The 21,972-nt window shown below is 73.4% G+C and carries 21 protein-coding genes and 1 CRISPR repeat array; of the genes, 12 read left to right on the forward strand and 9 right to left on the reverse strand.

What is annotated here, in order from left to right; genetic code table 11:
* The first annotated feature begins 76 nt into the window (after nt 1-76).
* A complete protein-coding gene (locus ACFVS6_RS32205; RefSeq protein WP_389709431.1) occupies nt 77-823 on the forward strand; it encodes a DJ-1/PfpI family protein in 747 nt (248 codons plus the stop codon).
* Between the two features lie 196 nt (nt 824-1,019).
* Here ACFVS6_RS32205 and ACFVS6_RS32210 read toward each other — a convergent pair whose 3' ends face one another.
* Entirely contained in the window at nt 1,020-1,811 is a 792-nt protein-coding gene (locus ACFVS6_RS32210) for a maleylpyruvate isomerase family mycothiol-dependent enzyme (protein WP_389709433.1), read from the reverse strand.
* A gap of 121 nt (nt 1,812-1,932) precedes the next feature.
* Between ACFVS6_RS32210 and ACFVS6_RS32215 the strand changes: the two genes are divergently transcribed.
* Nucleotides 1,933-2,340 carry a VOC family protein gene (locus tag ACFVS6_RS32215; RefSeq protein WP_389709435.1) on the forward strand — a complete coding sequence of 136 codons (408 nt, stop codon included), beginning with the start codon at nt 1,933-1,935 and terminating at the stop codon, nt 2,338-2,340.
* Between the two features lie 241 nt (nt 2,341-2,581).
* Here the strand turns inward: ACFVS6_RS32215 and ACFVS6_RS32220 are convergent, their stop codons facing one another.
* Nucleotides 2,582-3,583: an SDR family NAD(P)-dependent oxidoreductase gene (locus ACFVS6_RS32220; RefSeq protein WP_389709437.1), complete on the reverse strand. Its 1,002-nt coding sequence runs from the start codon at nt 3,581-3,583 to the stop codon at nt 2,582-2,584.
* Entirely contained in the window at nt 3,580-4,764 is a 1,185-nt protein-coding gene (locus tag ACFVS6_RS32225) for a glycosyltransferase (RefSeq protein WP_389709439.1), read from the reverse strand. The genes ACFVS6_RS32220 and ACFVS6_RS32225 overlap by 4 nt, the downstream gene beginning before the upstream one ends.
* Before the next feature lie 268 nt (nt 4,765-5,032).
* A CRISPR array of direct repeats spans nt 5,033-5,732; the repeat unit is 23 nt; unit sequence GGGGTCATCCCCGCGGGTGCGGG.
* A 489-nt stretch (nt 5,733-6,221) separates the two neighbouring features.
* Here ACFVS6_RS32225 and ACFVS6_RS32230 point away from each other — a divergent pair.
* Together ACFVS6_RS32230 and ACFVS6_RS32235 are read left to right on the forward strand one after the other, a co-directional pair.
* On the forward strand, nt 6,222-6,989 hold the full coding sequence (locus ACFVS6_RS32230; RefSeq protein ID WP_389709441.1) for a response regulator transcription factor: 768 nt from the start codon (nt 6,222-6,224) through the stop codon (nt 6,987-6,989).
* The gene (locus ACFVS6_RS32235) at nt 6,986-8,374 is read left to right on the forward strand and encodes a sensor histidine kinase (RefSeq protein ID WP_389709443.1); all 1,389 of its coding nucleotides are present in this window, start codon (nt 6,986-6,988) and stop codon (nt 8,372-8,374) included. Before ACFVS6_RS32230 ends, ACFVS6_RS32235 begins: the two co-directional genes overlap by 4 nt.
* A 44-nt stretch (nt 8,375-8,418) precedes the next feature.
* Here the strand turns inward: ACFVS6_RS32235 and ACFVS6_RS32240 are convergent, their stop codons facing one another.
* Both ACFVS6_RS32240 and ACFVS6_RS32245 read right to left on the reverse strand, forming a co-directional pair.
* Entirely contained in the window at nt 8,419-9,192 is a 774-nt protein-coding gene (locus ACFVS6_RS32240) for a DUF5133 domain-containing protein (protein ID WP_389709445.1), read from the reverse strand.
* Between the two features lie 212 nt (nt 9,193-9,404).
* Nucleotides 9,405-9,584, reverse strand: coding sequence for a DUF6480 family protein (locus tag ACFVS6_RS32245; protein WP_389709447.1), 180 nt, complete (start codon nt 9,582-9,584; stop codon nt 9,405-9,407).
* A gap of 411 nt (nt 9,585-9,995) precedes the next feature.
* Here ACFVS6_RS32245 and ACFVS6_RS32250 point away from each other — a divergent pair, with 411 nt between their 5' ends.
* Nucleotides 9,996-11,228: an FAD-dependent oxidoreductase gene (locus ACFVS6_RS32250; protein ID WP_389709449.1), complete on the forward strand. Its 1,233-nt coding sequence runs from the start codon at nt 9,996-9,998 to the stop codon at nt 11,226-11,228.
* A gap of 122 nt (nt 11,229-11,350) precedes the next feature.
* Complete coding sequence (locus tag ACFVS6_RS32255) at nt 11,351-12,592, forward strand: cytochrome P450 (protein ID WP_389709450.1); 1,242 nt, start codon at nt 11,351-11,353, stop codon at nt 12,590-12,592.
* A 102-nt stretch (nt 12,593-12,694) separates the two neighbouring features.
* Here ACFVS6_RS32255 and ACFVS6_RS32260 read toward each other — a convergent pair whose 3' ends face one another.
* From ACFVS6_RS32260 to ACFVS6_RS32270, 3 genes are all read right to left on the reverse strand, one after another.
* Nucleotides 12,695-12,907 carry a hypothetical protein gene (locus ACFVS6_RS32260; protein WP_389709452.1) on the reverse strand — a complete coding sequence of 71 codons (213 nt, stop codon included), beginning with the start codon at nt 12,905-12,907 and terminating at the stop codon, nt 12,695-12,697.
* A 183-nt stretch (nt 12,908-13,090) separates the two neighbouring features.
* Complete coding sequence (locus ACFVS6_RS32265; protein ID WP_389709454.1) at nt 13,091-13,657, reverse strand: DM13 domain-containing protein; 567 nt, start codon at nt 13,655-13,657, stop codon at nt 13,091-13,093.
* 130 nt (nt 13,658-13,787) lie between these two features.
* Nucleotides 13,788-15,050 carry a saccharopine dehydrogenase family protein gene (locus ACFVS6_RS32270; protein ID WP_389709455.1) on the reverse strand — a complete coding sequence of 421 codons (1,263 nt, stop codon included), beginning with the start codon at nt 15,048-15,050 and terminating at the stop codon, nt 13,788-13,790.
* 155 nt (nt 15,051-15,205) lie between these two features.
* On the opposite strand from ACFVS6_RS32270, the gene ACFVS6_RS32275 reads away from it, so the two are divergent.
* Nucleotides 15,206-15,913: a TetR/AcrR family transcriptional regulator gene (locus ACFVS6_RS32275; RefSeq protein WP_389709457.1), complete on the forward strand. Its 708-nt coding sequence runs from the start codon at nt 15,206-15,208 to the stop codon at nt 15,911-15,913.
* Nucleotides 15,914-16,096: 183 nt separating this feature from the next.
* The gene (locus ACFVS6_RS32280; protein WP_389709459.1) at nt 16,097-17,674 is read left to right on the forward strand and encodes an APC family permease; all 1,578 of its coding nucleotides are present in this window, start codon (nt 16,097-16,099) and stop codon (nt 17,672-17,674) included.
* A 35-nt stretch (nt 17,675-17,709) separates the two neighbouring features.
* Here ACFVS6_RS32280 and ACFVS6_RS32285 read toward each other — a convergent pair whose 3' ends face one another.
* Nucleotides 17,710-18,570: an MBL fold metallo-hydrolase gene (locus ACFVS6_RS32285; RefSeq protein ID WP_389709461.1), complete on the reverse strand. Its 861-nt coding sequence runs from the start codon at nt 18,568-18,570 to the stop codon at nt 17,710-17,712.
* A 154-nt stretch (nt 18,571-18,724) separates the two neighbouring features.
* On the opposite strand from ACFVS6_RS32285, the gene ACFVS6_RS32290 reads away from it, so the two are divergent.
* From ACFVS6_RS32290 to ACFVS6_RS32305, 4 genes are all read left to right on the forward strand, one after another.
* Entirely contained in the window at nt 18,725-19,282 is a 558-nt protein-coding gene (locus ACFVS6_RS32290) for a pyridoxamine 5'-phosphate oxidase family protein (protein ID WP_389709463.1), read from the forward strand.
* Between the two features lie 108 nt (nt 19,283-19,390).
* Nucleotides 19,391-20,110 carry a VanZ family protein gene (locus tag ACFVS6_RS32295; RefSeq protein WP_389709466.1) on the forward strand — a complete coding sequence of 240 codons (720 nt, stop codon included), beginning with the start codon at nt 19,391-19,393 and terminating at the stop codon, nt 20,108-20,110.
* 70 nt (nt 20,111-20,180) lie between these two features.
* Nucleotides 20,181-20,876: a response regulator transcription factor gene (locus tag ACFVS6_RS32300; RefSeq protein ID WP_389709468.1), complete on the forward strand. Its 696-nt coding sequence runs from the start codon at nt 20,181-20,183 to the stop codon at nt 20,874-20,876.
* Entirely contained in the window at nt 20,869-21,969 is a 1,101-nt protein-coding gene (locus ACFVS6_RS32305; RefSeq protein WP_389709470.1) for a sensor histidine kinase, read from the forward strand. Before ACFVS6_RS32300 ends, ACFVS6_RS32305 begins: the two co-directional genes overlap by 8 nt.
* Nucleotides 21,970-21,972 lie beyond the last annotated feature (3 nt).

Below are 21,972 nucleotides of genomic sequence, written 5' to 3' on the forward strand. Positions count from 1 at the left end.
GGGCGGGACGCACCGCGCCCGCCCGCTCCCCCGAGGCCGCACGGGCCGGGGGAACGGCGATCGGAACGGACGACGAATGAACCGCAGGGACCTGCTCCGAGCCTCGACCGCGATCGGTGCCACGGCCGCCGCGGTCGGCGCGGGCACCGGACCGGCCGCGGCGGCAGCCGCACCGCGATCCGCAGCCGTGGCCGGTGGCCCGCTGCGCGTGCGCGTCGTGATGTTCGACGGGGTGGAGGAGCTCGACTTCGCCGCCCCCTACGAGGTCTTCGCGGCCGCCCGGTTCTTCACGGACCGCGAGGTCGACGTCCGCTACGTGTCGGTCTCCGGCCCGGGGACCGTCCGGGCCGCGTACGGAACGCGGGTCCAGGTCGAGCACGCCTGGGATCCCCGTTCGGCGGACATCATCGTGGTGCCCGGCGGCGGTTACGCCCGTCGGGACGGCCCCGGCGTCCCGGCCGAGATCGCCAAGGGCACGCTCCCGCGGAGCCTGGCCTCGGCGGCCCGGCCCGGCCTCACCATCAGCGGGCTCTGCACGGGAGTCATGCTGCTGTCCGCCGCCGGACTCACCAGGAACCGTCCCTGCACCACCCACCACAAGGCCCGCCCCGACCTGGAGCGGCAGGGCGGACTGGTGAAGCAGGCGCGCGTGGTGGACGACGGCGACCTGGTCACGGCGGGCGGCATCACCTCGGGCCTGGAACTCGCCCTGTGGCTCGTACGCCGGGAGTTGGGCGCCGACGCGGCGACGGGCATCGAGGCGATGCTCGAATACGAGGCCCGCGGGACGGTGTGGGCCCGCCCGCCGGCTCCGCGACCGTAGTCGTGGACGTGGACGTGGCCGTAGTCGTGGCCGTAGTCGTGGCCGTGGCCGTCACTTCCCGTGGTGGCCGTGGGGGGGATCCGTCGTAGGGCCCCCGCCATACGGTCCGTCCCCGGCGTACGGGTCCGGTCCCCCGTCGGCCGCGGGTCGTTCCGCGGCGGCCCGGACGGTGCCCCGGCCGCCGCGGCGCCGTGACCTACACCTCCGGCGCCCACTCCTCCAGCTGGTCGAACACGTGTCGGTCGCCGTCGAGCTTCAGGGAGTCCATCGGGATGCGACCGTACACGCCCAGGACCAACTCACCGGCCGTGGCCCGGGCGGAGACGTACACCCCGTCCGGGTGCGCGGCACCGGCACCGGGGGCGGGCACGGGGAGGCGGTCGATCCGTGCGCCGTCCGCGGAGAGCCGAACGCGCCAGGAACGGCCTTCGGTGGCGTGGTAGTCGACGGTGGCGGGCTCGTGCGGCCAGGCGCCGGTCGTCGCGCAGCAGGTGACGAGGAACTCCTCGATGCCGTCGACGGCGATCTCCTCCGGCAGCGGCAGGGGGTCACCGATGGCGAGCTGGGCGTCGTAGGTGTGCACCGCGAGTTGCTGCAACTGGTGCCGGGCGACGGCACCACAGGTCTGCGGGGACTGCGACGCCGCCCACCAGGTCCAGCAACCGCGATCCGGGCCGGCTTCCGCCAGCGCGTCCACGAGCTGTCGTGTCGACTCGGCCAACCAGGCGAGCAGGGCCTCGCGCTCGCGGGGCGCGGCCGTGTCCCCCTCGGCCTCCGCCTTGCCGGTGGCGGCGGGTCCCGCGGCGACGGTGGCGGCCCAGGCGCGACGGCCCTCGCCGATGTGCTCCGCCAGGTCGAACAGCGTCCATTCGGGGCAACTCGGCACCTGGACGTCGAGGTCGGGCGCGGCGGCGATCGCGACGCGGAACGCGGCCGATCGCTCGTCTATGAGCCGCAGTAGATCGGAAAATTCCAAGGTCTTTTGCACTGCGACTGTCTATCACCCGGGTCCGGCATCCGGACAGCGAATTTCTTCACCGCGCGCGTCGCTCCGCTCCCCGGCGTGCGGCGACGGTCGTTCCCGGGACCGTCGACCTACACTGGCGGGCATGGCATGCCGCATCAGTGAGTTGGTCATCGACGCCGCCGATCCCGAACGGCTCGCCGCGTTCTGGGGCGAGGTCCTCGGTTACGTCGAACTGAACCGGGAGGACGACGGAAGCATCGAGATCGGGCCGCCCGGCATCGGTTTCGGCGGACCGCAGCCCACCCTGATCCTCAGCCCCAGCAGCGATCCGCGGCGCGGGAAGCTCCCCCTGCACATCGACGTCAACCCCACCGACCGTGACCAGGAAGCCGAGTTGGAGCGACTGCTGGCGCTCGGCGCCAGGCCCGCCGACGTCGGCCAGACCGGCACCGAGAACTGGCACGTCCTGATCGACCCGGAGGGCAACGAGTTCTGCCTCCTGCGCACCCGACTCCGGCCCCTGGGCACGGACGCCCCGACCGAGGCCTGAAGGCAGTTGCGGGAATCGGCCCGGGAAGACCCGGACTGCTCCGAGGGGAGCAACGACCCGGACCGGGCGGCGGGTGGCCGACGGCGCCCGTCATCGGACGTACCCCGCTCCCGGTGGAGCCGGGTCGACGCGACCGTCGGCCGTACCCCGAGCCTGTCAGCACCCTGGGCGCCCGTAGCGTGGCCCGCCCTCCCGTCCTGCCGTCAACGGGCTTTCGACGGAGCCCCGTTCGATGGCGGACCTACACCGCGTACCGGCCCGGCGCGAAGAGGGAGGGGTTCGCCGCGATCCAGTCCGAGGTGTGGCGCAGGCCCTCCTCCAGGCCGACCCGGGGGCGCCAGCCGGCCCAGTCGCGGGCCCGACGGTTGTCCGACAGGAGGCGCTGGACCTCGCTGCCCGACGGGCGCAGTCGGGCCGGGTCGACCACCACCTCGGCGTCCCGGCCGGAGGCTTTGATCAGGGCCCGGGCCAGGTCGCCCACGGAGATCTCCTCGCCGGTGCCGAGGTTGACGGCCTCGCCCAGGGCCCGATCGCACTCGGCCACCGCGAGGAAGCCCTCGGCCGTGTCCGTGACGTACGTGAAGTCCCGGGTCGGGGTGAGCGAGCCGAGGCGTATCTCGCGGGATCCCGCGTGGAGTTGGGCGAGGATCGTCGGGATGACGGCGCGCGCCGACTGGCGTGGTCCGTACGTGTTGAAGGGGCGCACCACCGTCACCGGCAGTTCGAAGGCGTGGTGGAAGGAGAGCGCCATCATGTCGGCGCCGATCTTCGACGCGGAGTACGGCGACTGCGGCTGCAGCGGGTGGCTCTCGGAGATCGGGGCGGTCAGCGCCGTCCCGTAGACCTCGCTGGTCGAGGTGTGCACGAGCCGGCGCACGTCGTGGCGGCGGCAGGCCTCGGCCACGTTCTGGGTGCCGGTGACGTTGGTCTGCACGTAGGCGCCCGGTGAGGCGTAGCTGTACGGGATGCCGATCAGCGCGGCCAGGTGGAAGACCGTGTCGCAGCCGGCGACGGCGTCGCTGACCCGGCCGGCGTCCCGGACGTCACCGGCCCACATCTCCACGGGGCCGTCCGGGTCGGCGAGGTAGCGCGCCAGGTGGCCCTTCTCGGCGTACGGCTTGTAGTGGACGAAGGCCCGCACGCGCGCGCCCCGGGCCACCAGCAGGTCGACCAGCGTCGATCCGATGAAGCCCTCGGCTCCGGTGACGAGGACGGTGCGGCCGGTCCAGCTGTTCTGGTTCATACGCGCTCCAGGTGAGGGGTGGGGATGAAGCCGGCGACGCGGAGGACTTCCGCGGCCAGCAGTTCGGCGGCCCGCGCGTGCGGGCCGGGGTCGGCGGCGCCGGCCATCGACGTCAGCCGGGCCGGGTCGGCCAGCAGCGGCCCGATGAGGCCGGCGAGGCGTTCGGCGGTGGTCTCGGTGTCGGGCAGCAGGAGTCCCGCGCCCGCGTCTGTCAGGACCCGCGCGTTGTGGGTCTGGTGGTCGCCGGGGGCGTGCGGGTAGGGCACGAGGACGGCGGGGACGCCGGTGGCCGCCAGTTCGGCGACGGTCGCCGAACCGGCGCGGCACACCACGAGGTCGGCAGCCGCGTAGACCAGGTCCATGCGGTCCAGGTACGGCACGGCCCGGGCGATGCGCTGCCCGCCGGAGGCCGCGAGGTCGGCCACCGTGTCGGGGAGCGCCGCCGGGCCGGTCTTGACCAGGAGTTGCACGTCGTCCCGGTACTGCCACAGCCCGGCGAGGGCGGTCGCCGCGCGGGTGAGGCGGACGGCGCCCAGGCTCCCGCCGTTGAAGACGACGAGCCGCCGTCCTGCGGGGACCCCGAGCGCGCGCCGGGCGTCGGCGCGCAGCGCCGTCCGGTCCGCTGCGGGGAGTTCGGCGAGGCCGGACAGGGCCGCGGAGATCGGCATCCCGGTGGTGAGCGCCCGGGAACCGCCGGTGAGGTGACCGCGGCTGCGGTCGAAGGCGACCGCGATGTGCGGGGTGAGCCGGGCCGCGAACTGGTTGGCGCGGCCGGGGACGGCGTTGGACTCGTGGATCACGGCCGGCAGGCCGGCGAGGCGGGCTCCGAGGACGGCGGGCGCGCTGGGGTAGCCGCCCATGCCCACGGCGACCTGGGCGCCCTGGGCTCGGATCACGGAGCGGGCCTGGTGCGCGGAGCGCAGCAGGGCGGCGGGCAGCAGGTAGCGCTTGGCGCCCAGGGCCGGGTCGAAGGGGATCATGTCGACGGTGTGCAGGCGGTATCCGGCGCCGGGGATCAGCTCGGTCTCCAGGCCCCGCTCGGTCCCGATGAACGAGACCACGGCGCCCGGCACGGCCGCACGCAGTGCCTCGGCGAGCGCGAGGCCGGGATAGATGTGCCCGCCGGTGCCGCCCGCACCGATCACGACGGAGAGTGCCGCGGGTGTGTGTGGTGTGGTCATGGCCGCACACTCCCGGTGCGCCCTAAGAACGTTCTAAGAGCCGACCCGACGATCCACAGCGGCCGACCCCTGTTCAGTGGCCCCCCACCACGCCGGCGCCCGCCCCAAGGGAGCCAATCAGGGAGCCACGCCCCCTGTTCGGACGCTCCTAGGCCGCCTCGACATCGACTTCGTGAACCCGGCCGAAGATCCCGTCCATCGCCTCGGCACCGTCGGTGATGACGGGCCGGATCTCCTTACGACACACGCGCCCCGTCCAGGACAGGGCGGGGTCATCCCCGCGGGTGCGGGAGCCGGAAGGCGTCCACCCCGGGGAAGGGGGGTACGAGGGGTCATCCCCGCGGGTGCGGGGAGCAGAGATGCGCCCAACTGCCGTTGAATTAGGGGCAGGGGTCATCCCCGCGGGTGCGGGGAGCAGCGGGACCGCGGTACTGATCCGGGCTCCGGATCGGGGTCATCCCCGCGGGTGCGGGGAGCAGCCGGTCGTGTTGATGTTGCCGGCGACCGTCAGGGGGTCATCCCCGCGGGTGCGGGGAGCAGTCCACCCTCGTGGACAACGTCGGCATGTCGATAGGGTCATCCCCGCGGGTGCGGGGAGCAGCGGTACGACTACGTCCAGGGCGTGAACCCCTCGGGGTCATCCCCGCGGGTGCGGGGAGCAGTGCTCGAACTCGTCCGCGTCGACCTCGCCCCGGGGGTCATCCCCGCGGGTGCGGGGAGCAGCGCGCAGCAACCGCCTGAGGAGGAGTCGACATGGGGTCATCCCCGCGGGTGCGGGGAGCAGCAGGAGCTCGAAGTCCTCCGCGCGGCCGGGTGGGGGTCATCCCCGCGGGTGCGGGGAGCAGCACGCGTGCGCGCGGCACAGCAGGCACTGACTGGGGGTCATCCCCGCGGGTACGGGGAGCAGTTCCGTCATCGCCGCGCGCGCTGCCTTCTTCTGGGGTCATCCCCGCGGGTGCGGGGAGCAGGCTTTCTGAGCTGGGACGATATCCGGCCCCACCGTCCTTTTGCAGCACTTTCAGAGATTCCGGCATTTGAACACAAGATGGCCTTTACTGCATGCCCCTGCTCCCCGACCACGGGGTGCCCATCGAAGCCATCTCCCGGTTGGTCGGGCACATCGGGAGCAACTCGACGGATGTCGATGTCGAATGCGTATCACTGCTCCCTGCACTCCCGGGGATGACCCCAGGACGCCCATAACGGGCCGCTGGGTCTCGCGCCGCTCCCCGCGTCGGCGGGAATGCACTCGCCCGACCGTCGCCGGCCGCACTCGGGGGGCCGGTCCGGGAGGTACACACGGCACCCACTGGTTCTCCCGGGGCTGTCATGGGCTCCGAGGATGGGAGCCCTCGGGGTGGAGGAGCTCCGCGACACTGCTTCCTCGGATCCTCCTTATTGCTTCCTTGAGCACGTTCTAAGAGGTTCTCTCAGACGGCTTTGGCAGGCTGTGCGCCATGAACAGTACGGACAACACGGGCAATGTCGGCAAAGCCGGTCATTCCGGCGGCGCGGGCGGTGCCGCCGGCGTCGGCTCGGCTCCCGGGCCGCGGATCCTCGTGGTCGACGACGAGCCCGAGGTGCGGGCCGCCGTCGAGGACGGCCTCCGCGTCGAGGGGTACGAGGTGCGGGGCGCGGCGGACGGCCTCGCGGCCCTCTCGCAGGTGGCGGCCTGGGAGCCCGACGCCGTCGTCCTCGACGTGATGATGCCCGTGCTCGATGGGCTGGCCGTCTGCCGGCAGCTCCGTGCGCTGGGGGACCGTACGCCCGTCCTCGTGCTGACGGCGCTCGACTCGGTCAGCGAGCGGGTCGACGGGCTGGAGGCCGGGGCCGACGACTACCTCGTCAAGCCGTTCGCCCTGGACGAGCTGGTGGCCCGGGTGCGGGCGCTGCTGCGGCGGGCCGCGCCCGGGCCGGCGGGCGGCGCCCCGCTCGGCTTCGCCGACCTCGTACTGGACCCGGCGACCCGGACCGGGCGGCGGGGTGGGCGGCCGCTGGAGTTCAGCCGTACCGAGGCGGCCCTGCTGGAGCTCCTGCTGCGCCACCCGGGCCAGGTGCTGCCGCGCGAGTCGATCCTGGAGCTGGTGTGGGGGCGGGACTTCGGGCCGGACTCCAATTCCCTGGCCGTCTACGTCGGCTACCTGCGCCGGAAGCTGGAAGCCGACGGGGAGCCCCGGCTGGTCCACACCGTCCACGGGGTCGGTTACCGGCTGGACGCGGCGTGAGCGGCGCGGGCCGTCGGCGGCTCGGCGGGGCCTGGCGCAGGCGGCGTCCGCTGCGGACCCGGCTCGCGCTGGCCGTCACCGCCGCCGTGGCGTTCGTGGCGGTCGGGGTGTGCGCGGCGGCGTTCGTCGTGGTCCGGTCCGCGCTGTACCAGCAGCTCGACCTCAGTCTGACCCAGTCGGCGCGGCTCGCCGCGCAGCGCGAGCCGGGGGCCGCGCCGGGCACCCTCGCCGGGGAGTGCCGCTTCCTGGCGGCCCCCGCGTGCGCGGAGGTGGTGGCGGCCGACCCCGCCCGTGACCCGGGGGTGCCGGGGCTGCTGCCCGTGGCTCCGGCCGCGCGGGAGGTCGCCGCCGGTCGGCGGGCCCCGTTCTACACGAACATCACGGTGTCCGGGTTTCCGGCCCGGATGCTCACGACCGACTACGCGAAGGGGCGGGCGCTCCAGGTCGCGCTGCGTGCGGACACCGTCGAGGACGGCATCGAGGAGGCCGCCCGGTGGCTCGTGGCGACGGCTGCGGCCGGGGTGCTGCTGGCCGCGTTCCTCGGCCACTGGGTGTCGCGGACGGGTCTGGCCCCGGTGACCCGGCTCACCGCGACGGCCGAGCGGATCGCCGCGACCCGGGACCCGCGGCACCGGATCGAGCTGCCGCCGCCGGGGCGGGAGGACGAGATCACCCGGCTGGCCGGGAGCTTCAACACCATGCTGGGCGAGCTGGAGCAGTCGGTCACCGCCCAGCGCCGGCTGGTCGCGGACGCCTCGCACGAGCTGCGCACCCCGTTGACGGCGCTGCGCACCAACGCCGAGCTGCTGGCGCGGGGCGAGCGGCTCACGCCGGACCAGCGCGAGCGGGCGTCCGCCGCGCTGGGGCGCCAGCTCCGGGAGGTGACGGGGCTGGTGAACGACCTGATCGAGCTGGCCCGCGACGAGGAGCCGCAGCCCCTGGTGGAGCAGGTCCGGCTGGGCGCGTTGGTGGAGTACTGCGCGCAGGCCGCGCGGACGCACTGGCCGGACGTCCCGTTCCGGGTACGGGTGCCCGAGGGCGCGGTCGTGGTGCCGGGTGTCCCGTCCCGGCTGAGCAGGCTGCTGGGGAACCTGCTCGACAACGCGGCGAAGTTCAGCCGGGGAGGGCTGCCCGTGGAGGTGGAGCTGGTGGCGGGCGGCCCGGGCCGGGGTGCGGAGCTGACGGTCCGCGATCACGGGCCGGGGATCTCCGCGGAGGACCTGCCGTACGTCTTCGACCGTTTCTACCGGGCCGGGGCGGCCCGCGCCCTGCCGGGCTCGGGGCTGGGCCTGGCCATGGCGCGGCAGATCGCGCGGGCGCACTCGGCCGAGCTGACGGCGGAGGCCGCCCCCGGTGGGGGCGCGCTGTTCCGGTTGACGTTCTGAGAGCGGCGTGGGGCGCCTCGTTCGGGGCCGGTCCCGCGCGGTCGTCAGGCCGTTCCGGCCAGGTGGCGCTCCGCCGCCAGCACCGCCTCGTGGGCGCTGGGACGGCCCATGAGGACGCACAGGGTGTGGGCGGCGTCGTCCATGGCGCGCAGGGCGCCGGGGTCGTGCGGGGTGCTCGTGAGGCGGGCCTGGCAGCCCCGCAGGCGGGAGAGGACCTCTTCGGTCCGGGTACGGCTGGGCGGCGGTCCGGTGTGCGACGACGCCGTGGACGGCGCCGCCGTCGACGTCGACGTGGAAGGGCTGCGGGCGGCCTCCACCGCGCGGTGCAGGGCCCGCACGACTCGTCCGGGCGCGGGGGCGGGTGCGTCGGCGGTCATCGCGGTCATCGCGGCCACGAGGTCGACGACGGAGACGTGCGCGAGGTCGGCAGCCGTCGCGAGGATCAGGCGCGCGTGCCGGGCCGTGCACGGCGTCGAGGCCATGAGGAGGCCCACGGCGCGCGCGAACGCCTGTTGCCCCGGGAGCGGATTCGCCGCCCGGTTCACCGCGGGGGCGGTCTGCTGTGTCAGAGGACCGGGCTCAGTCATGCGTTGCCCTTTCGTTCCGGGGCGGCGGCCAAGGGGTGGACGGGGTGCGGGGAGCGGGCGCGAGGTGCGGTCTCGGGTGGGGGTGGGGGTGCGGGTGTCGGTGGGGGTGCGGGTGTCGGTGGGGTCGCGAGTGTCGGTGGGGGTGCGGGTGTCGGTGGGGTCGCGGGTGCGGGTGTCGGTGCGGGTGTCGGTGCGGGTGCGGGTGTCGGTGCGGGTGCGGATCGCGGTCACGGAGGGCGGTTGCGGTCGGGGGCGGATCGCGGGTCGCGGGTCGCGGGTCGCGGCCAGGGTCACGGAATGCGGTTGAGGGGTGCGCATGAAACATATGTCGGCGTCCGACAGGATCAGGCGCGCGGCACGGCCTTCATCCGTCCCCGGACCACACCGGCCCGGGACCCGGAGGGGATTCACGCGTTATGGACGGGCTGCTCGGAGGCCGGTGCTCAGAGGTCCAGGAACACCGCGTAGGCCAGGAAGAAGAGGGCACAGGCAAAGGCCAGCAGGCAGATCACCACGAGCGGCCCCATGCCCCAGCCGCGTGTGAGGGGACGGTACGGGCCCGCCCCGGTGCCGGTGCTCGACTCCCCGGGCGGCGTCTCGCCCGGCGGCACGCCGTGCGACACGACCGACGGCGGGACGGACGACGCGACCGACGGCGACGCGGCAGGCGGCCCGGACGCTTCGGGCCGTGGAACCGGCCCCGGCCCAGGCCCCGGGTCCGGCTCCGGAATGTGTGCGGACATGGGGTTCTCCTCACCTCGACGGCCACGCCCGTTCCCCACGCCCTCGGGGCCTGCGTGACGCAGGTGACCCCGGGAGCCCGGGATGCCCGGCGCCTACCCACCACCCACCCCGGCACGCCTGGGTTCCGCACCCGGGCGGGGACGCCCGCTCCGGTGCGCTCGACGCCCTGAAGCGCGACAGGGCCCGCCCGCTCGCCTCCGACCGGCCCTGCGTTCCTGACGGGTCCCGAAGCCCTGATTGAGGTATATGTCCTCTGGGGCCCGCCCGGCCCCGCGAAGGGAGTGGTTGCCGTGGAGCGCACGACGTGCTGCGTGGTGGGAGGCGGACCGGCCGGCATGGTGCTGGCGCTGCTGCTGGCCAGGGCGGGGGTGGAGGTGACCGTGCTGGAGAAGCACGGCGACTTCCTGCGCGACTTCCGGGGTGACACCGTGCACCCGTCGACCCTGTCCCTGCTGGACGACATCGGTCTCGCGGAACGGTTCGCCCGGCTGCCGCAGCGCCGCGTGACCTCCGTCCAGCTGCCCATCGGACCGGACCGCTCGCTCGTCATGGTCGGGAACATCGGGGCACTGCCCGGCAAGTACAACTACATCGCGATGGTGCCGCAGTGGGACCTGCTCGACCTCCTCGCCGACGAAGCGCGCCGGGAGCCCTCCTTCGACCTGCGCATGAGGACCGAGGCGACGTCCTTCCTGATGGAGGGCGGACGGGTCGCGGGCGTGCGGTACCGGACCGCGGACGGCGCCACCGGCGAGGTCCGGGCCCACCTCACCGTGGCCTGCGACGGCCGGGGTTCCTTGGCCAGGGCACTGCCCGAACTGGGGCTGGAGGGCTTCCCGTGCCCCATGGACGCCTGGTGGTTCCGCCTGCCCCGCCGCGAGGACGACCCCAGCGGGCTGGTGGGGGGCGTCGGAGACCGGTTCTTCACCGCGCTCATCGACCGCGGCGACTATTGGCAGTGTGCGGCGCTCATCCCCAAGGGCACCGATGTGGGGCGGCGCGCGGAGGGCTTGGCGCGCTTCAACGAGCGGTTCGCGGAGGCCGCCCCCTGGCTCGCCGACCGGGCCCACTCACTCACCTCCTGGGACGAGGTCAAACTGCTCGACGTCCGGCTCGAACGGCTCCGCCGCTGGCACCGCCCCGGACTGCTGTGCATCGGTGACGCGGCCCACGCCATGTCGCCGGTCTTCGGGATCGGCATCAACCTCGCCGTGCAGGACGCGGTGGCGGCCGCCCGCCACCTCGTGGGGCCGTTGCGGAAGCATGCCGTGGGACTCCGGGACGTGCGCCGCGTGCAGCAGCGCCGGATGCCGACCACGGTGGCCACGCAGGGGCTCCAGCGCCTCGCCCACCGTCAGGTCATCGAGCCGCTGCTGGCCGGCCGCACGGCGTTCGGCGATCCCCGACGGGCCAAGCGGATGACCGAGCTCATCACGGACTCCCGGTGGCTGAACCGCGTCCCTGCCTACTTCCTCGCCTACGGGGCCCTGCGGGAGCGGCCCCCGAAGGAGTCCCTGCGCTGATCGGCGCGCGAATGCCGAGGCAAACACCGCGCACGGCAGCCGAGGCAACGCACACAACAGGTCGACGCGCACGCCGGAGCGACACGCACCGCGAACCGGAAAGACACCCTTCGGGAGGCACCATGACTGAGCGGCCCGTCCTTCTGCCCTACGCCGACCCGGCTTTCGTCGCGGATCCGTTCCCCCTGTACCGGCAACTGCGCGAGGACGGCCCCGTGCGCCGCGCCGTCATCGCGGGCGGCCTGGAGGCGTGGCTCGTCACCCGTTACGAGGACGGCCTGGCGGCCCTGTCCGACTCCCGCCTCAGCAGCGACGTGCGCGACGCCGCCGACACCCGGCTCCTGCGTCAGTTGCCCGGAACCGAGCGCGAGTCGATGCTCGGCAACATGCTCCGCAGCGATCCGCCCGACCACACCCGTCTGCGCCGCCTGGTGTCGAAGGCGTTCACCGCCCGCCGGGTGGCGGGGATGCGTCCGAGGATCCAGGCCGTCACCGACCGGTTGCTGGACCCGATCGTCGCGGCCGGCCGGGCCGACCTCGTCGCGGACTTCGCGCTGCCGCTCCCGGTCACGGTGATCAGCGAGCTGCTGGGCGTACCGGTGGACGACCGTCACGACTTCCAGCACTGGACCGACCGCATGATCATGCGGGGTGCGGAGCCGCCGGATCCCGCCGTGGTGAACGAGGCGTGGCTGCACATGCGCGCCTACGTCACCGAGCTCATCCGCGACAAGCGTGCCCGGCCGGCCGACGACCTGCTCAGCGACCTGGTCGCGGCCCGGGACGAGGAACAGCGGCTGACCGAGGACGAACTCGTCGCCATGGTGTTCCTGCTGCTGGCGGCCGGTTACATCACCACGGTCAACCTGATCGGCGGCGGCATCGCCACGTTGCTCGCGCACCGCGACCAGCTCGACCTGCTGCGCTCCGATCCGGCACTGCTGCCGGGCGCGATCGAGGAGTTCCTGCGCTACGACGGTCCGGTCAGCCCCGGCATCGCCCGGTTCGCCCGGGAGGACGTCGAGATCGCGGGCGTGAGCATCCCGCGCGGGGCGACCGTGCTGATCGGCTCGGCCCTGGCCGACCGCGACCCGGCACGTTTCCCCGACCCGGAGCGCCTGGACATCACCCGGCAGGACAACGCCCACCTCGCGTTCGGGCACGGCATCCACTACTGCCTGGGCGCCCCGCTGGCACGGCTGGAGGGGCAGATCGCGATCGGCACGGCCCTGCGCCGGCTTCCCGGCCTCGCCCTCGCCGTACCGCCGGAGGAGATCCCGTGGCGCCCGGGCGGCCTGCGCGGCCCCCGGAGCCTGCCGGTGACCTTCGAGCGCGGCGAACCGGGGTCGGTGCGGTCGGGGTAGCGGTTCCGCCGTACGAGCGACGAGGACCCGACCGGGGCGCCGACGGGCTCCGGCCGGGTCCTGCTTCGTGTTCCGTCGTGACGGTGGAACGGGGCGGGGCGGTCAGGACTCCCCGTCGCGCCTCTCGTCCTCGTCGCGCTCGCGCGGGTTCTCGTCCTGGCGCGGGTACTTGAGCTCCTCGGGGCTCTTGCCCCGGGCCTTCACCGCGCTCGTGGCGGGGTGGACGGGGTCCTGCTCGGGGCGGCGCGTGCGATCCTGCTCCTGCTCCTCGCGGCCCTTGCCCGGCTCCTGGCGCTTGTCCTGCATACCGCCCATGACGGCGACTCCTCGTGACGGATGGGATGGGGTTCCCCCGGCTCCACGCTGGGGTTCCCCGGGGCGGTCCGCAACCGCTGGAGCGGCGGCTCCGCCGCCCCGGAGCGAACCCGCCCTCGTCCCGATCAGTCCGTCGAGGACAGCGCACCGGCCCGCGCGGCGGCCATGACCGGTCGGGGGCCGTCAGGCGGCGGTCAGTTCGGCGGCGCCGAAGGACACGTCGAAGCGGTCGCACCAGATGGTGACGCTGCTGTACTCGGACAGGTTCAGGTCGGTCGGCACCTCGTAGTTCTGGTCGCCCTTGTTCCCCTTGAGCTTGCCCAGGCTGACGTGCTTGCCGTCGTCGAAGACGCGCCAGCCGGCCGTGCCCTCCTTGACGGGGGCGTCCGTCAGCCACACCCTCAGGTCCGGACCGTTGCTCGTGTCGAGGTCCTCCAGGCGCAGCGTGTGCGAACCGTCCGCGAGACGGATGAGTTGCGCGGTGCCCGTGGTGGTGTGCTCGTGGCTGATCAGGTTCCCCCGGGCGACGGTCCGCGGCGCCGGGGCGGCCGGGTCCGGGGCGCCGGCCGGCGGGGCGGACGGCGTCGACCGCGGGGCGGTCGGCAGGGCCTCGTCGACGCGGTCGTCCTGCCAGAGCTTCCACGGCTGGAACCAGTAGACGCCCGCGCCGAGCAGCACCAGGGCCGTCACCAGGCCTCCGATGAGGAAGCGTCCGCTGAGGAACCGTCCGCGCCGCTTGCCGTTCTCCACTGCCGCTCCCCTGCCGAACCCGCTGATCGTTTCCCCCATTGAACGCGGTGACCGGACGGCATCGCCACAAGGTGACGATGACGAAATCCTTACGCGCGGCCGCACCGGGCGGCCGCGCGTACCGGACGGGTCACCGCCCCGGGACCGCCGGGGTGGTGGTGGCGGCGGTGGCGGACTGGTCGCGCATGCCCCAGGGCGAGCCGTACGCGGTGAGCAGGTCGAGGAAGGGAAGGGGCGGCAGGGCTTCGGGGCCGAGGACGCCCGCCCGGGACCACACGCCGGTGGCCAGCAGTTCGAGGGCCACCACCGGGTTGACCGCGGTCTGCCAGACGACGGCCTGGGAGCCGTACTCGCGCATGGACCACTGGTTGTCGACCACGTGGTACAGGTAGACCTCGCGGGGCAGGCCGTCCTTGGTTCCCTTGACCCAGGTGCCGGCGCAGGTCTTGCCGGTCATCCGGTCCCCGAGGCCGGCCGGGTCGGGCAGGCAGGCGGCGACCACGTCGCGGGGCGAGACCCGGACCGGGCCGTCCTCGCCGCGGACCGTGACCGGTTCCGTGGAGTCCAGGCCCAGGGCGTGGAGCGTCTTGAGCTTGCCGATGAAGTCGTCACCGAGGCCGTACTTGAAGGTGACCCGACGGGCCCCCACCCAGCGGGGGATGAGGAGTACCTCCTCGTGCTCGACGTTGACGCACTCGACGGGACCGATGCCCTCGGGGAAGTCGAAGACCTCCGGCTCGCTGAACGGCTCGGTGGTGAACCAGCCGCGTTCGCGCTCGTACACCACGGGCGGGTTCAGGCACTCCTCGATCGTCGTCCAGATGTTGAAGGACGGGGCGAAGTCGTAGCCCTCGACGGCCAGGTTGGCCCCGTCGCGGATGCCGATCTCCTCGATCTCGTCGAAGAGTTCGTCGGCCGCGTAGCGGGCGAACACGTCGGAGAGTCCGGGCTCGACACCCATGCCGACGAGCGCCAGCCGGCCCGACTTCTCCCACTCCTCGGCCCGTTCGAACTGCTCGTCGCCGAGTTTCACCCCGCACTCGCTGTGCGGGTGTTCGGGGTGCGGGCGGGACAGGGACATGGCCATGTCGAGGTAGTGGCTGCCCGCCGTCAGCGAGGCGTTGAACAGGGGCATCACGAAGCGCGGGTCGGTCGCGTTCATCAGGACGTCGCACCCGTGCTCCGAGAGGAGCCGGGCGACCGCCGCCTCGTCGGAGGCGTCGACGCGGCAGGCGCTGAAGCGCCGCTCCTCGTCCCCCAGGGCCGCCACCGCCGCCTGCGCGCGGCCCAGGTCGTAGTCGGCGACGACGAAGTGGTCGAAGAAGTCGCGGCGGGCGGCGATCCGGGTGATCGCGCTGCCGACGCCGCCGGCACCCACGAGCAGTACACGCATGGCGAGGTCCTTTCTCTGTGAGGCGAGCGCCTCAGGGGCTGATGGAACCCGCCGCGCCGAGCTAAGGTCAATGGTGTTGGCATAAGGCTCGGCCCGGTGCCGGGCAACCGGCGCGGGCACGCGGAACCCGGCGGGTTCGAAGGAGAGGGCGGGCGATGGCGAAGGACGTGGTCCCGGAGGACGCGCGCAGGCGGCGGCGTCCGACCCGGCAGGGCACGGTGCTCTCCGAGCGGTTGATCGTCGAGACGGCGCTGCGGATGGTGCGCGAGCACGGCAGTGCGGGGCTCTCCGCCCGGCGGCTCGGCGCCGCCCTGGGCGCGGACCCCAGCACCCTGTACCGGTACTTCGACGGCATGGACGGGCTCACCCTGGCCATGGGCGAGGAGCTGATCGGCCGGGCGCTCGCCGGCTGGCTCCCGACCGGGCGGTGGCGCGACGACCTGCGCTCCCTCGGGCTCCGCATCCACGGCGCGTACCTCGCCCATCCTCAGGCCGCGTTGCTGACCGCGAGCCGCGTGAGCGGCCGACCGCGGGAGATCGCCGCGGACGAGGCGATCCTCGGCAGCCTGCGCGGCGCCGGGTTCCCCGACGGGGACGCCGTGCGGATCTACCACGCCTACATCGACCAGTGCCTGGCCTTCGCCGCGCTCGACGCGGGCCCGTTGGCGCTGGCGGCGAAGGACCGCGAGGCGGACGAGGAGCGGTGGGAGTCGACGTACGCCCGACTGCCCGCGGACGAGTACCCGAACATCGCGGCCACCGTCGGGCTGTTGGCCGCCCGGATGCCGCACAGCGCCTACCCGGTCGCGCTGGAGATGCTGCTGGACAGTGCCGAACGCGAACTGGCCGGCCTGTCCGGCTGACCGGCCCGCCCGCACGATCCCGGGCCGGGCGCGGGGCACGGAACGCGTGGACCGCGGGCGTGGACCGCGGGCCGGCCCGGCCGAGCCGGGGGGCCGCTTATGCCAACACCATTGACCCTTCGTACGGCGCACGGGTTTCCTCTTCGCATTCACGCCCCGTTCACACCGCACCAGTGAGGGACCATGGTCGAAGACACCCCGCGGACGCCGGCCGCCACGCTCAGACCGAACGCGATCGGTTTCGTCGACGCCCTCGCCATCGGGCTCAACGCCACCTCGCCGGCGTACTCCCTGGCCGCCGTGATCGGGCCGATCGTGGCCCTGGTCGGCGTCCACGCCCCCGGGGTGATGCTCGCTTCGTTCGTTCCGATGGTGCTCATCGCTTCCGCTTTCTACTACCTGAACCGGGCGGATCCCGACTGCGGCACGACCTTCTCCTGGGTGACGCGGGCGCTGGGACCCACGGCCGGTTGGCTCGGCGGGTGGGCGATCACGATGACCGGCGTCCTGGTGGTGGGCTCGCTGGCCGACGTGGCCGTCAACTTCGGCCTGCTGGCCGTGGGCCTCGACGGCTGGGCCGGGAACACCTTGGTACGCCAGTCGCTGACCGTGCTGCTGATCGTGGCGATGGCCGCGCTGTGCGTACGCGACACCCAGGCGGCGGCCCGGCTGCAGAACGTCCTCGTCCTGCTCCAGACCGTCTGCCTGTTCGTCTTCGCGGCCGTGGCCCTCCACAAGGTCCTCTCCGGAACCGGCTCCCTCGACGCGGTGCGTCCCGCCGCCGGTTGGCTCAACCCGTTCGGGGCCGGCGGTACGGCGTTGACCGGCGGGCTGCTGCTCGGCGTGTTCGTCTACTGGGGCTGGGAGTCGGCCGTCAACCTCTCCGAGGAGACGACGGACCCCTCCTCCACCCCGGGCAGGGCCGGCATCTGGTCCACGGTCGTCCTGTTGGCCACGTACGTCTCGGTGGCCTTCGCCGTCGTCGCCTTCGCGGGCACCGGCTACCTCAGCGCGCACGCGGACGACGAGGAGGCCGTGTTCGCCTCCTTGGCCCACGAGGTGCTCGGCGGCTGGGACTGGATCGTGCTCCTCGCCGTGGCGACGTCGGCGCTCGCCTCGACCCAGACGACGATCATCCCGGCCTCGCGGACCGCGCTGTCAATGGCGCGCAGGCACGCCCTCCCCAGCCGGTTCGGTCGGATCCACGGCCGGTTCCGCACCCCCGCGGTCAGCACCTGGTGGGTCGCCGGTACGGCCACCGTCTGGTACCTGGTCATCCACCGGATCAGCGAGAACGCCCTCGCCGACTCCCTGACGGCCCTCTCCCTGCTGATCGCGTTCTACTACGCCCTCACCGGCATCGCCTGCGCGGTGTACCACCGGCGCCGACTCACCGCGGGGGTCCGCGAGTTCCTGTTCATCGGCGCCGGGCCGGTCATCGGCGCGGGCATGCTGGTCTGGTTGCTCGTGGAGGCCGTCGCCGACATGGCGGACCCCGCGAACTCGGCGGGCGGGACGTCCTGGTTCGGCCTCGGCCCGCCCCTGGTCATCGCCCTCGGACTGAGTCTCGTCGGCATCGTGGTGATGCTGGCCCGGCGTGCGGTGTCCGGAACGTTCTGGGAGGAACGCCCCACCGCCTACGAGGGCCCGGGCGCGGCGGACCCGGCCGACGGGACGGGCGGGGACGAGCCGGACGAGCCCCGGCCGGACGCGGACCGCGTAGCGGCCGGGTCGGGCGGCCGGTCCGGTCAGTCGCCGTAGGTCCCGTCGATCCCGGTGGGCCCCGTCAGTCCCGGTCAGTCCCGGTAGACCAGGACGAACGCGTCGTACGGGTGGGTGCCTCGGCGTTGCTCCGTCTCGTCGAGGGCCCGGCGCAGCGCGTGCAGGTGGTCGGTGGTGAGCTGGAGCGGGGGCTCGTCCGGTTGGTGGGTGGTGCCGCGCGGGTAGTCCTCGCCAGGCGTGGTCGTCATCTCGATGTGGCAGCCGAGTACGTGGCGGACGGTGCGGGTCGCGCAGAAGTCCAGCAGCCGGTCGACGGTTTCCGAGTAGGCGGCCGGGTCCTCGATGTACAGCCGACCGGGGTAGACGGTGTCGCCGGTCAGCAGCAGCCCGGTGTGCCGGTCGTGGAGGACCAGCCCGGCCTCCTGGTGTCCGGGCCCGGGGATCAGGTCGAGGATCCGACCGCCCAGGTCGAGCTCGCCCTGTCGGTGCGGCCAGTCCCGGAGCCCGAAGTACGTCGTGACCTCGTCCAGGCCCGCCCCCACGACCGTGGTGTGCGGCCGGTCGGCGAACCGGACGTCCGCCGCGGTGTGGTCGCCGTGCCCGTGGGTGTGGGCGACCAGCAGGGCGTACTCCGGTCGCGGGTGACGTGTCAGCCAGTCCGCCACGAGCGCGTCGACGGTTTCCCGCAGGGGGAAGTGGGCGGGGTCGGCGGACGCGCCGGTGTCGAGCAGCAGGGCGCGGTCGTTGCCGAAGAGGAGGAACACGAACGGCGCTTCGTAGTGGACGGACTTGTTCTGGCGCAGGATCACCGTGTGCTCGGTGTACGCGTGGACCTGGATCTCCGGGGCGGGGTCGTGCTTGGGGGACGGCCAACCCGCGTGCCAGACGACGTCGAGGCTGCCTTCGACCGGGGCGTCCCGCAGAAAATCGATCACGCGGCCAATCTACCGGCGGGTCGGTCGGCACCGGCCGTCGGACCGGTGCGACGGGCGGTCGGCGAGGTGGGCGGTCGGTGAGGTGGGCGCGGGCGTGTCGACCGGCCCGCCGGCGGCCGGCCGGTCGACGATGGGCGGAGGAAGGAGATCTGCCATGCCGGATCAAGGACCCACCGACCAACCCACGACCGAGCTGGACGCCCGCTACAGCTCGGCGCTCCACCCCCGCCCCGGTGCCGAGGACGTCACCGCGGCCGAGTGGTCGCAGGCGTTGCGGCTGCTTGCCGCCGCCGAGATCTTCTGGCTCTCCACGGTACGGCCGGACGGCCGGCTCCACGTCACCCCGGTCATCGCCGCCTGGCACGACGGAGCGCTGTACTTCTCGACCGGCCCGGGGGAACAGAAGGCCAGGAACCTCGCCCACGACGGTCACTGTGCGGTGACCACCGGGGGCAACTCCCTGACCGAGGGGCTCGACCTGGTGGTGGAGGGCACGGCGGTACGGGTTTCGGATCCGGCGGCGATGGAGGTGGTGATCGCGGCGTACGAGGCGAAGTACGGTGAGCACATCACCTCCCCCGAGGGGACCTTCCACGGCATCGGGGACGCGTTCCGCAAGGGCGACGCCGTGCTGTTCGCCGTGGCCCCGGACACCGCGTACGGCTTCGGCCGGGACGACGGGGTCTACAGCCACACCCGGTGGTCGTTCTGACCGGGCGCGACTGATCCGACCGGGAGCGACTGAGGGGCGTTCCGTGTATCGCGGGCGTATCGAGAACCGCATACGCCAGCGCGACGGTCCCGCGTGTCCCATGGGGGCATGAACCATGACGCATCCCTGACAGCATCTCGGCGCCGTTGGCGCGGGATCGTGCTCCTCGGTCCGGTGGTCCTCGCTGTGGCGGGCGCCGTGTTCCTGTTGCGGCGGCCGCTCATGATGTCCGCCCCGATGTGCCTGGCCGGACGGTGGCACGGTTGCTTCGACACGTTCAACGGCGTCGTGTTCATGACGCTGCTCTCGGTACCGCTGTCCCTGTTGCTGGTGTGGGTCCTGGCTCGTCGGCGGCGCGCCGCGGGCGTCGCGGGGGCCTGGCGGAGGTCGCTGGCCGAGGTGGGCATGGTCCACGGGACGGCGCCGTTCGTGTGGATGATCCTGATGCCGGGCGCCGGGGCCGGGATCGTCCCCGGCCGGGTGAGTCTCGTTCCGCTGCTGGACCTGGTGACGATGGGGCCGCTCGGGATCGTGGGCAACCTGTTGGTCTTCGCGGCGCTGGGCTTCTTCGCCCCGGTGCGGTTCGCGGCGCTGGCGTCCGTGCCGCGGGTCCTGGCCCTCGGCGCGGTCTGCTCGGTGCTGGTGGAAACCGCGCAGTACGTCCTGCGGTTGGACCGGGTGTCCTCCGTGGACGACGTACTGGTCAACGCGGCCGGCGCCGCGCTGGCCGCGTTGGCCTCGCGCCGCTGGTGGCGGACAGTGGAACAGCCGCCGGCGGAGCGGCCCCGCCCCGCGCGGGCATCGTCGGCATCGGTACCGGCGGGCTGACGCGGGGGCGGCGGGCGGGACGCACACGTCGCATACGTGGGCGATAGGTCGGTGCGCCTAGGCTTCGGGAATGCGCGTACTGATCGTGGAGGACGAGCCGTACCTGGCCGAGGCCGTCCGCGACGGTCTGCGTCTGGAGGCCATCGCCGCCGACATCGCCGGCGACGGCGACTCCGCCCTGGCCCTGCTGGGCGTCAACTCCTACGACCTCGCGGTCCTCGACCGCGACATCCCCGGGCCCTCCGGCGACGAGGTCGCCCGACGCATCGTCGCCTCCGGCAGCGGCATCCCGATCCTCATGCTCACCGCGGCTGACCGGATCGACGACAAGGCATCCGGTTTCGGGCTCGGCGCCGACGACTACCTCACCAAGCCGTTCGAGCTGCGGGAGCTCGTGCTGCGGCTGCGGGCGCTCGACCGTAGACGCGCGCACGCCCGGCCTCCGGTCCGCGAGATCGCGGGCCTGCGACTGGACCCCTTCCGCCGGGAGGTCTTCCGCGACGGACACCACGTGGCGCTCACCCGCAAGCAGTTCGCCGTGCTGGAGGTCCTCGTGGCCGCCGAGGGTGGTGTCGTCAGCAGCGAGGAGCTCCTGGAACGGGCCTGGGACGAGCACGCGGACCCCTTCACCAACGCCGTCCGCATCACCGTCTCCGCGCTGCGCAAACGGCTCGGCGAACCCTGGGTCATCGCCACGGTGCCGGGCGTCGGCTACCGGATCGGTCCCGGGCCGGAGACCGCACGCCCCGGCGGCGCGCGTGCGTAGAGGGCCGGGGCTCAGCGCCCGGTGGAAGCTCACCCTCAGCTACGCCGGTTTCCTCACCGTCGCCGGAGCCCTCCTGTTGGCGGTGGTGTGGGTGTTCCTGCTGCGCTACGTCCCCGACAACTCCCAGGGCCTCCTGGGGATCTCGCCCAACCGCTACCTCCTCGTGCGCACCTTCGCCCCGGCCGCGGCCGGGGCGATGCTCCTCCTGCTCGTGTTCGGCCTCGTCGGGGGGTGGGTGCTGGCCGGTCGGATGCTCGCGCCGCTCACCCGGATCACGGCCGCGGCCCGGGCCGCGGGGAGCGGATCGCTGTCCCACCGGGTACGCATGGACGGCCGTCAGGACGAGTTCCGTGAGCTCGCCGACGCGTTCGACACCATGCTCGAACAAGTGGAGTCGCACGTCGCCGAGCAGCAGCGGTTCGCGGCGAACGCCTCGCACGAACTGCGCACCCCGCTGGCCATCTCGCGGACGTTGCTCGATGTCGCCCGCAGGGATCCGGCCGGGGACCGGGACGCGGTCCTCGAACGCCTTCAGGTGGTCAACACGCGCGCGATCGACCTGACCGAGGCCCTCCTGCTGCTCAGCCGCAGCGACCGGGGGAACTTCACCCGTGAGGACGTGGACCTCTCCCTCGTCGCCGAGGAGGCCGCCGAAACGCTGCTCCACCTCGCCGAACGGCGCGGGGTCACGCTCGACGTCACCGGCGGGGCGACCCGGACCCGTGGCTCGGCGGAGCTGCTGCTGCGGATGGTGACGAACCTCGTCCAGAACGCCGTCGTCCACAACCTCCCCGCCGGTGGCACCGTGACGGTCCACACCGAGGCACGGCACGGCGGGAGCGTACTGCGGGTCGAGAACACGGGCCGGCCGGTGCCGCCGGACCTGGTACCGACCCTCACCGAGGCCTTCCGGCGGGGCACGGAACGCGTCCGGACCGACGAGCACGCCGGCGCCGGCCTCGGCCTCGCCATCGTGCAGAGCGTCGTCCGCGCCCACGAGGGGACGCTCGACCTCGTCCCCCGCCCCGGCGGCGGTCTCCTCGTCACGGTTCGGATTCCCGACACGCGGCAGGACCCGCCCCCGGGTGGGTAACGG

Origin of the sequence: Streptomyces sp. NPDC057939 (assembly GCF_042887545.1) — a bacterium.
Taxonomy (GTDB): domain Bacteria; phylum Actinomycetota; class Actinomycetes; order Streptomycetales; family Streptomycetaceae; genus Streptomyces.

Excerpts from the sequence above, each read along its gene's own strand:
- ACFVS6_RS32290 (WP_389709463.1), top strand. The coding sequence starts at position 18,725 with ATGCCGGATCAAGGACCCACCGACCAACCCACGACCGAGCTGGACGCC.
- ACFVS6_RS32205 (WP_389709431.1), top strand. The coding sequence starts at position 77 with ATGAACCGCAGGGACCTGCTCCGAGCCTCGACCGCGATCGGTGCCACG.
- ACFVS6_RS32255 (WP_389709450.1), top strand. The coding sequence starts at position 11,351 with ATGACTGAGCGGCCCGTCCTTCTGCCCTACGCCGACCCGGCTTTCGTC.
- ACFVS6_RS32270 (WP_389709455.1), bottom strand. The coding sequence starts at position 15,050 with ATGCGTGTACTGCTCGTGGGTGCCGGCGGCGTCGGCAGCGCGATCACC.
- ACFVS6_RS32230 (WP_389709441.1), top strand. The coding sequence starts at position 6,222 with ATGAACAGTACGGACAACACGGGCAATGTCGGCAAAGCCGGTCATTCC.
- ACFVS6_RS32260 (WP_389709452.1), bottom strand. The coding sequence starts at position 12,907 with ATGGGCGGTATGCAGGACAAGCGCCAGGAGCCGGGCAAGGGCCGCGAG.
- ACFVS6_RS32295 (WP_389709466.1), top strand. The coding sequence starts at position 19,391 with ATGAACCATGACGCATCCCTGACAGCATCTCGGCGCCGTTGGCGCGGG.
- ACFVS6_RS32300 (WP_389709468.1), top strand. The coding sequence starts at position 20,181 with ATGCGCGTACTGATCGTGGAGGACGAGCCGTACCTGGCCGAGGCCGTC.
- ACFVS6_RS32215 (WP_389709435.1), top strand. The coding sequence starts at position 1,933 with ATGGCATGCCGCATCAGTGAGTTGGTCATCGACGCCGCCGATCCCGAA.
- ACFVS6_RS32225 (WP_389709439.1), bottom strand. The coding sequence starts at position 4,764 with ATGACCACACCACACACACCCGCGGCACTCTCCGTCGTGATCGGTGCG.
- ACFVS6_RS32280 (WP_389709459.1), top strand. The coding sequence starts at position 16,097 with ATGGTCGAAGACACCCCGCGGACGCCGGCCGCCACGCTCAGACCGAAC.
- ACFVS6_RS32220 (WP_389709437.1), bottom strand. The coding sequence starts at position 3,583 with ATGAACCAGAACAGCTGGACCGGCCGCACCGTCCTCGTCACCGGAGCC.
- ACFVS6_RS32275 (WP_389709457.1), top strand. The coding sequence starts at position 15,206 with ATGGCGAAGGACGTGGTCCCGGAGGACGCGCGCAGGCGGCGGCGTCCG.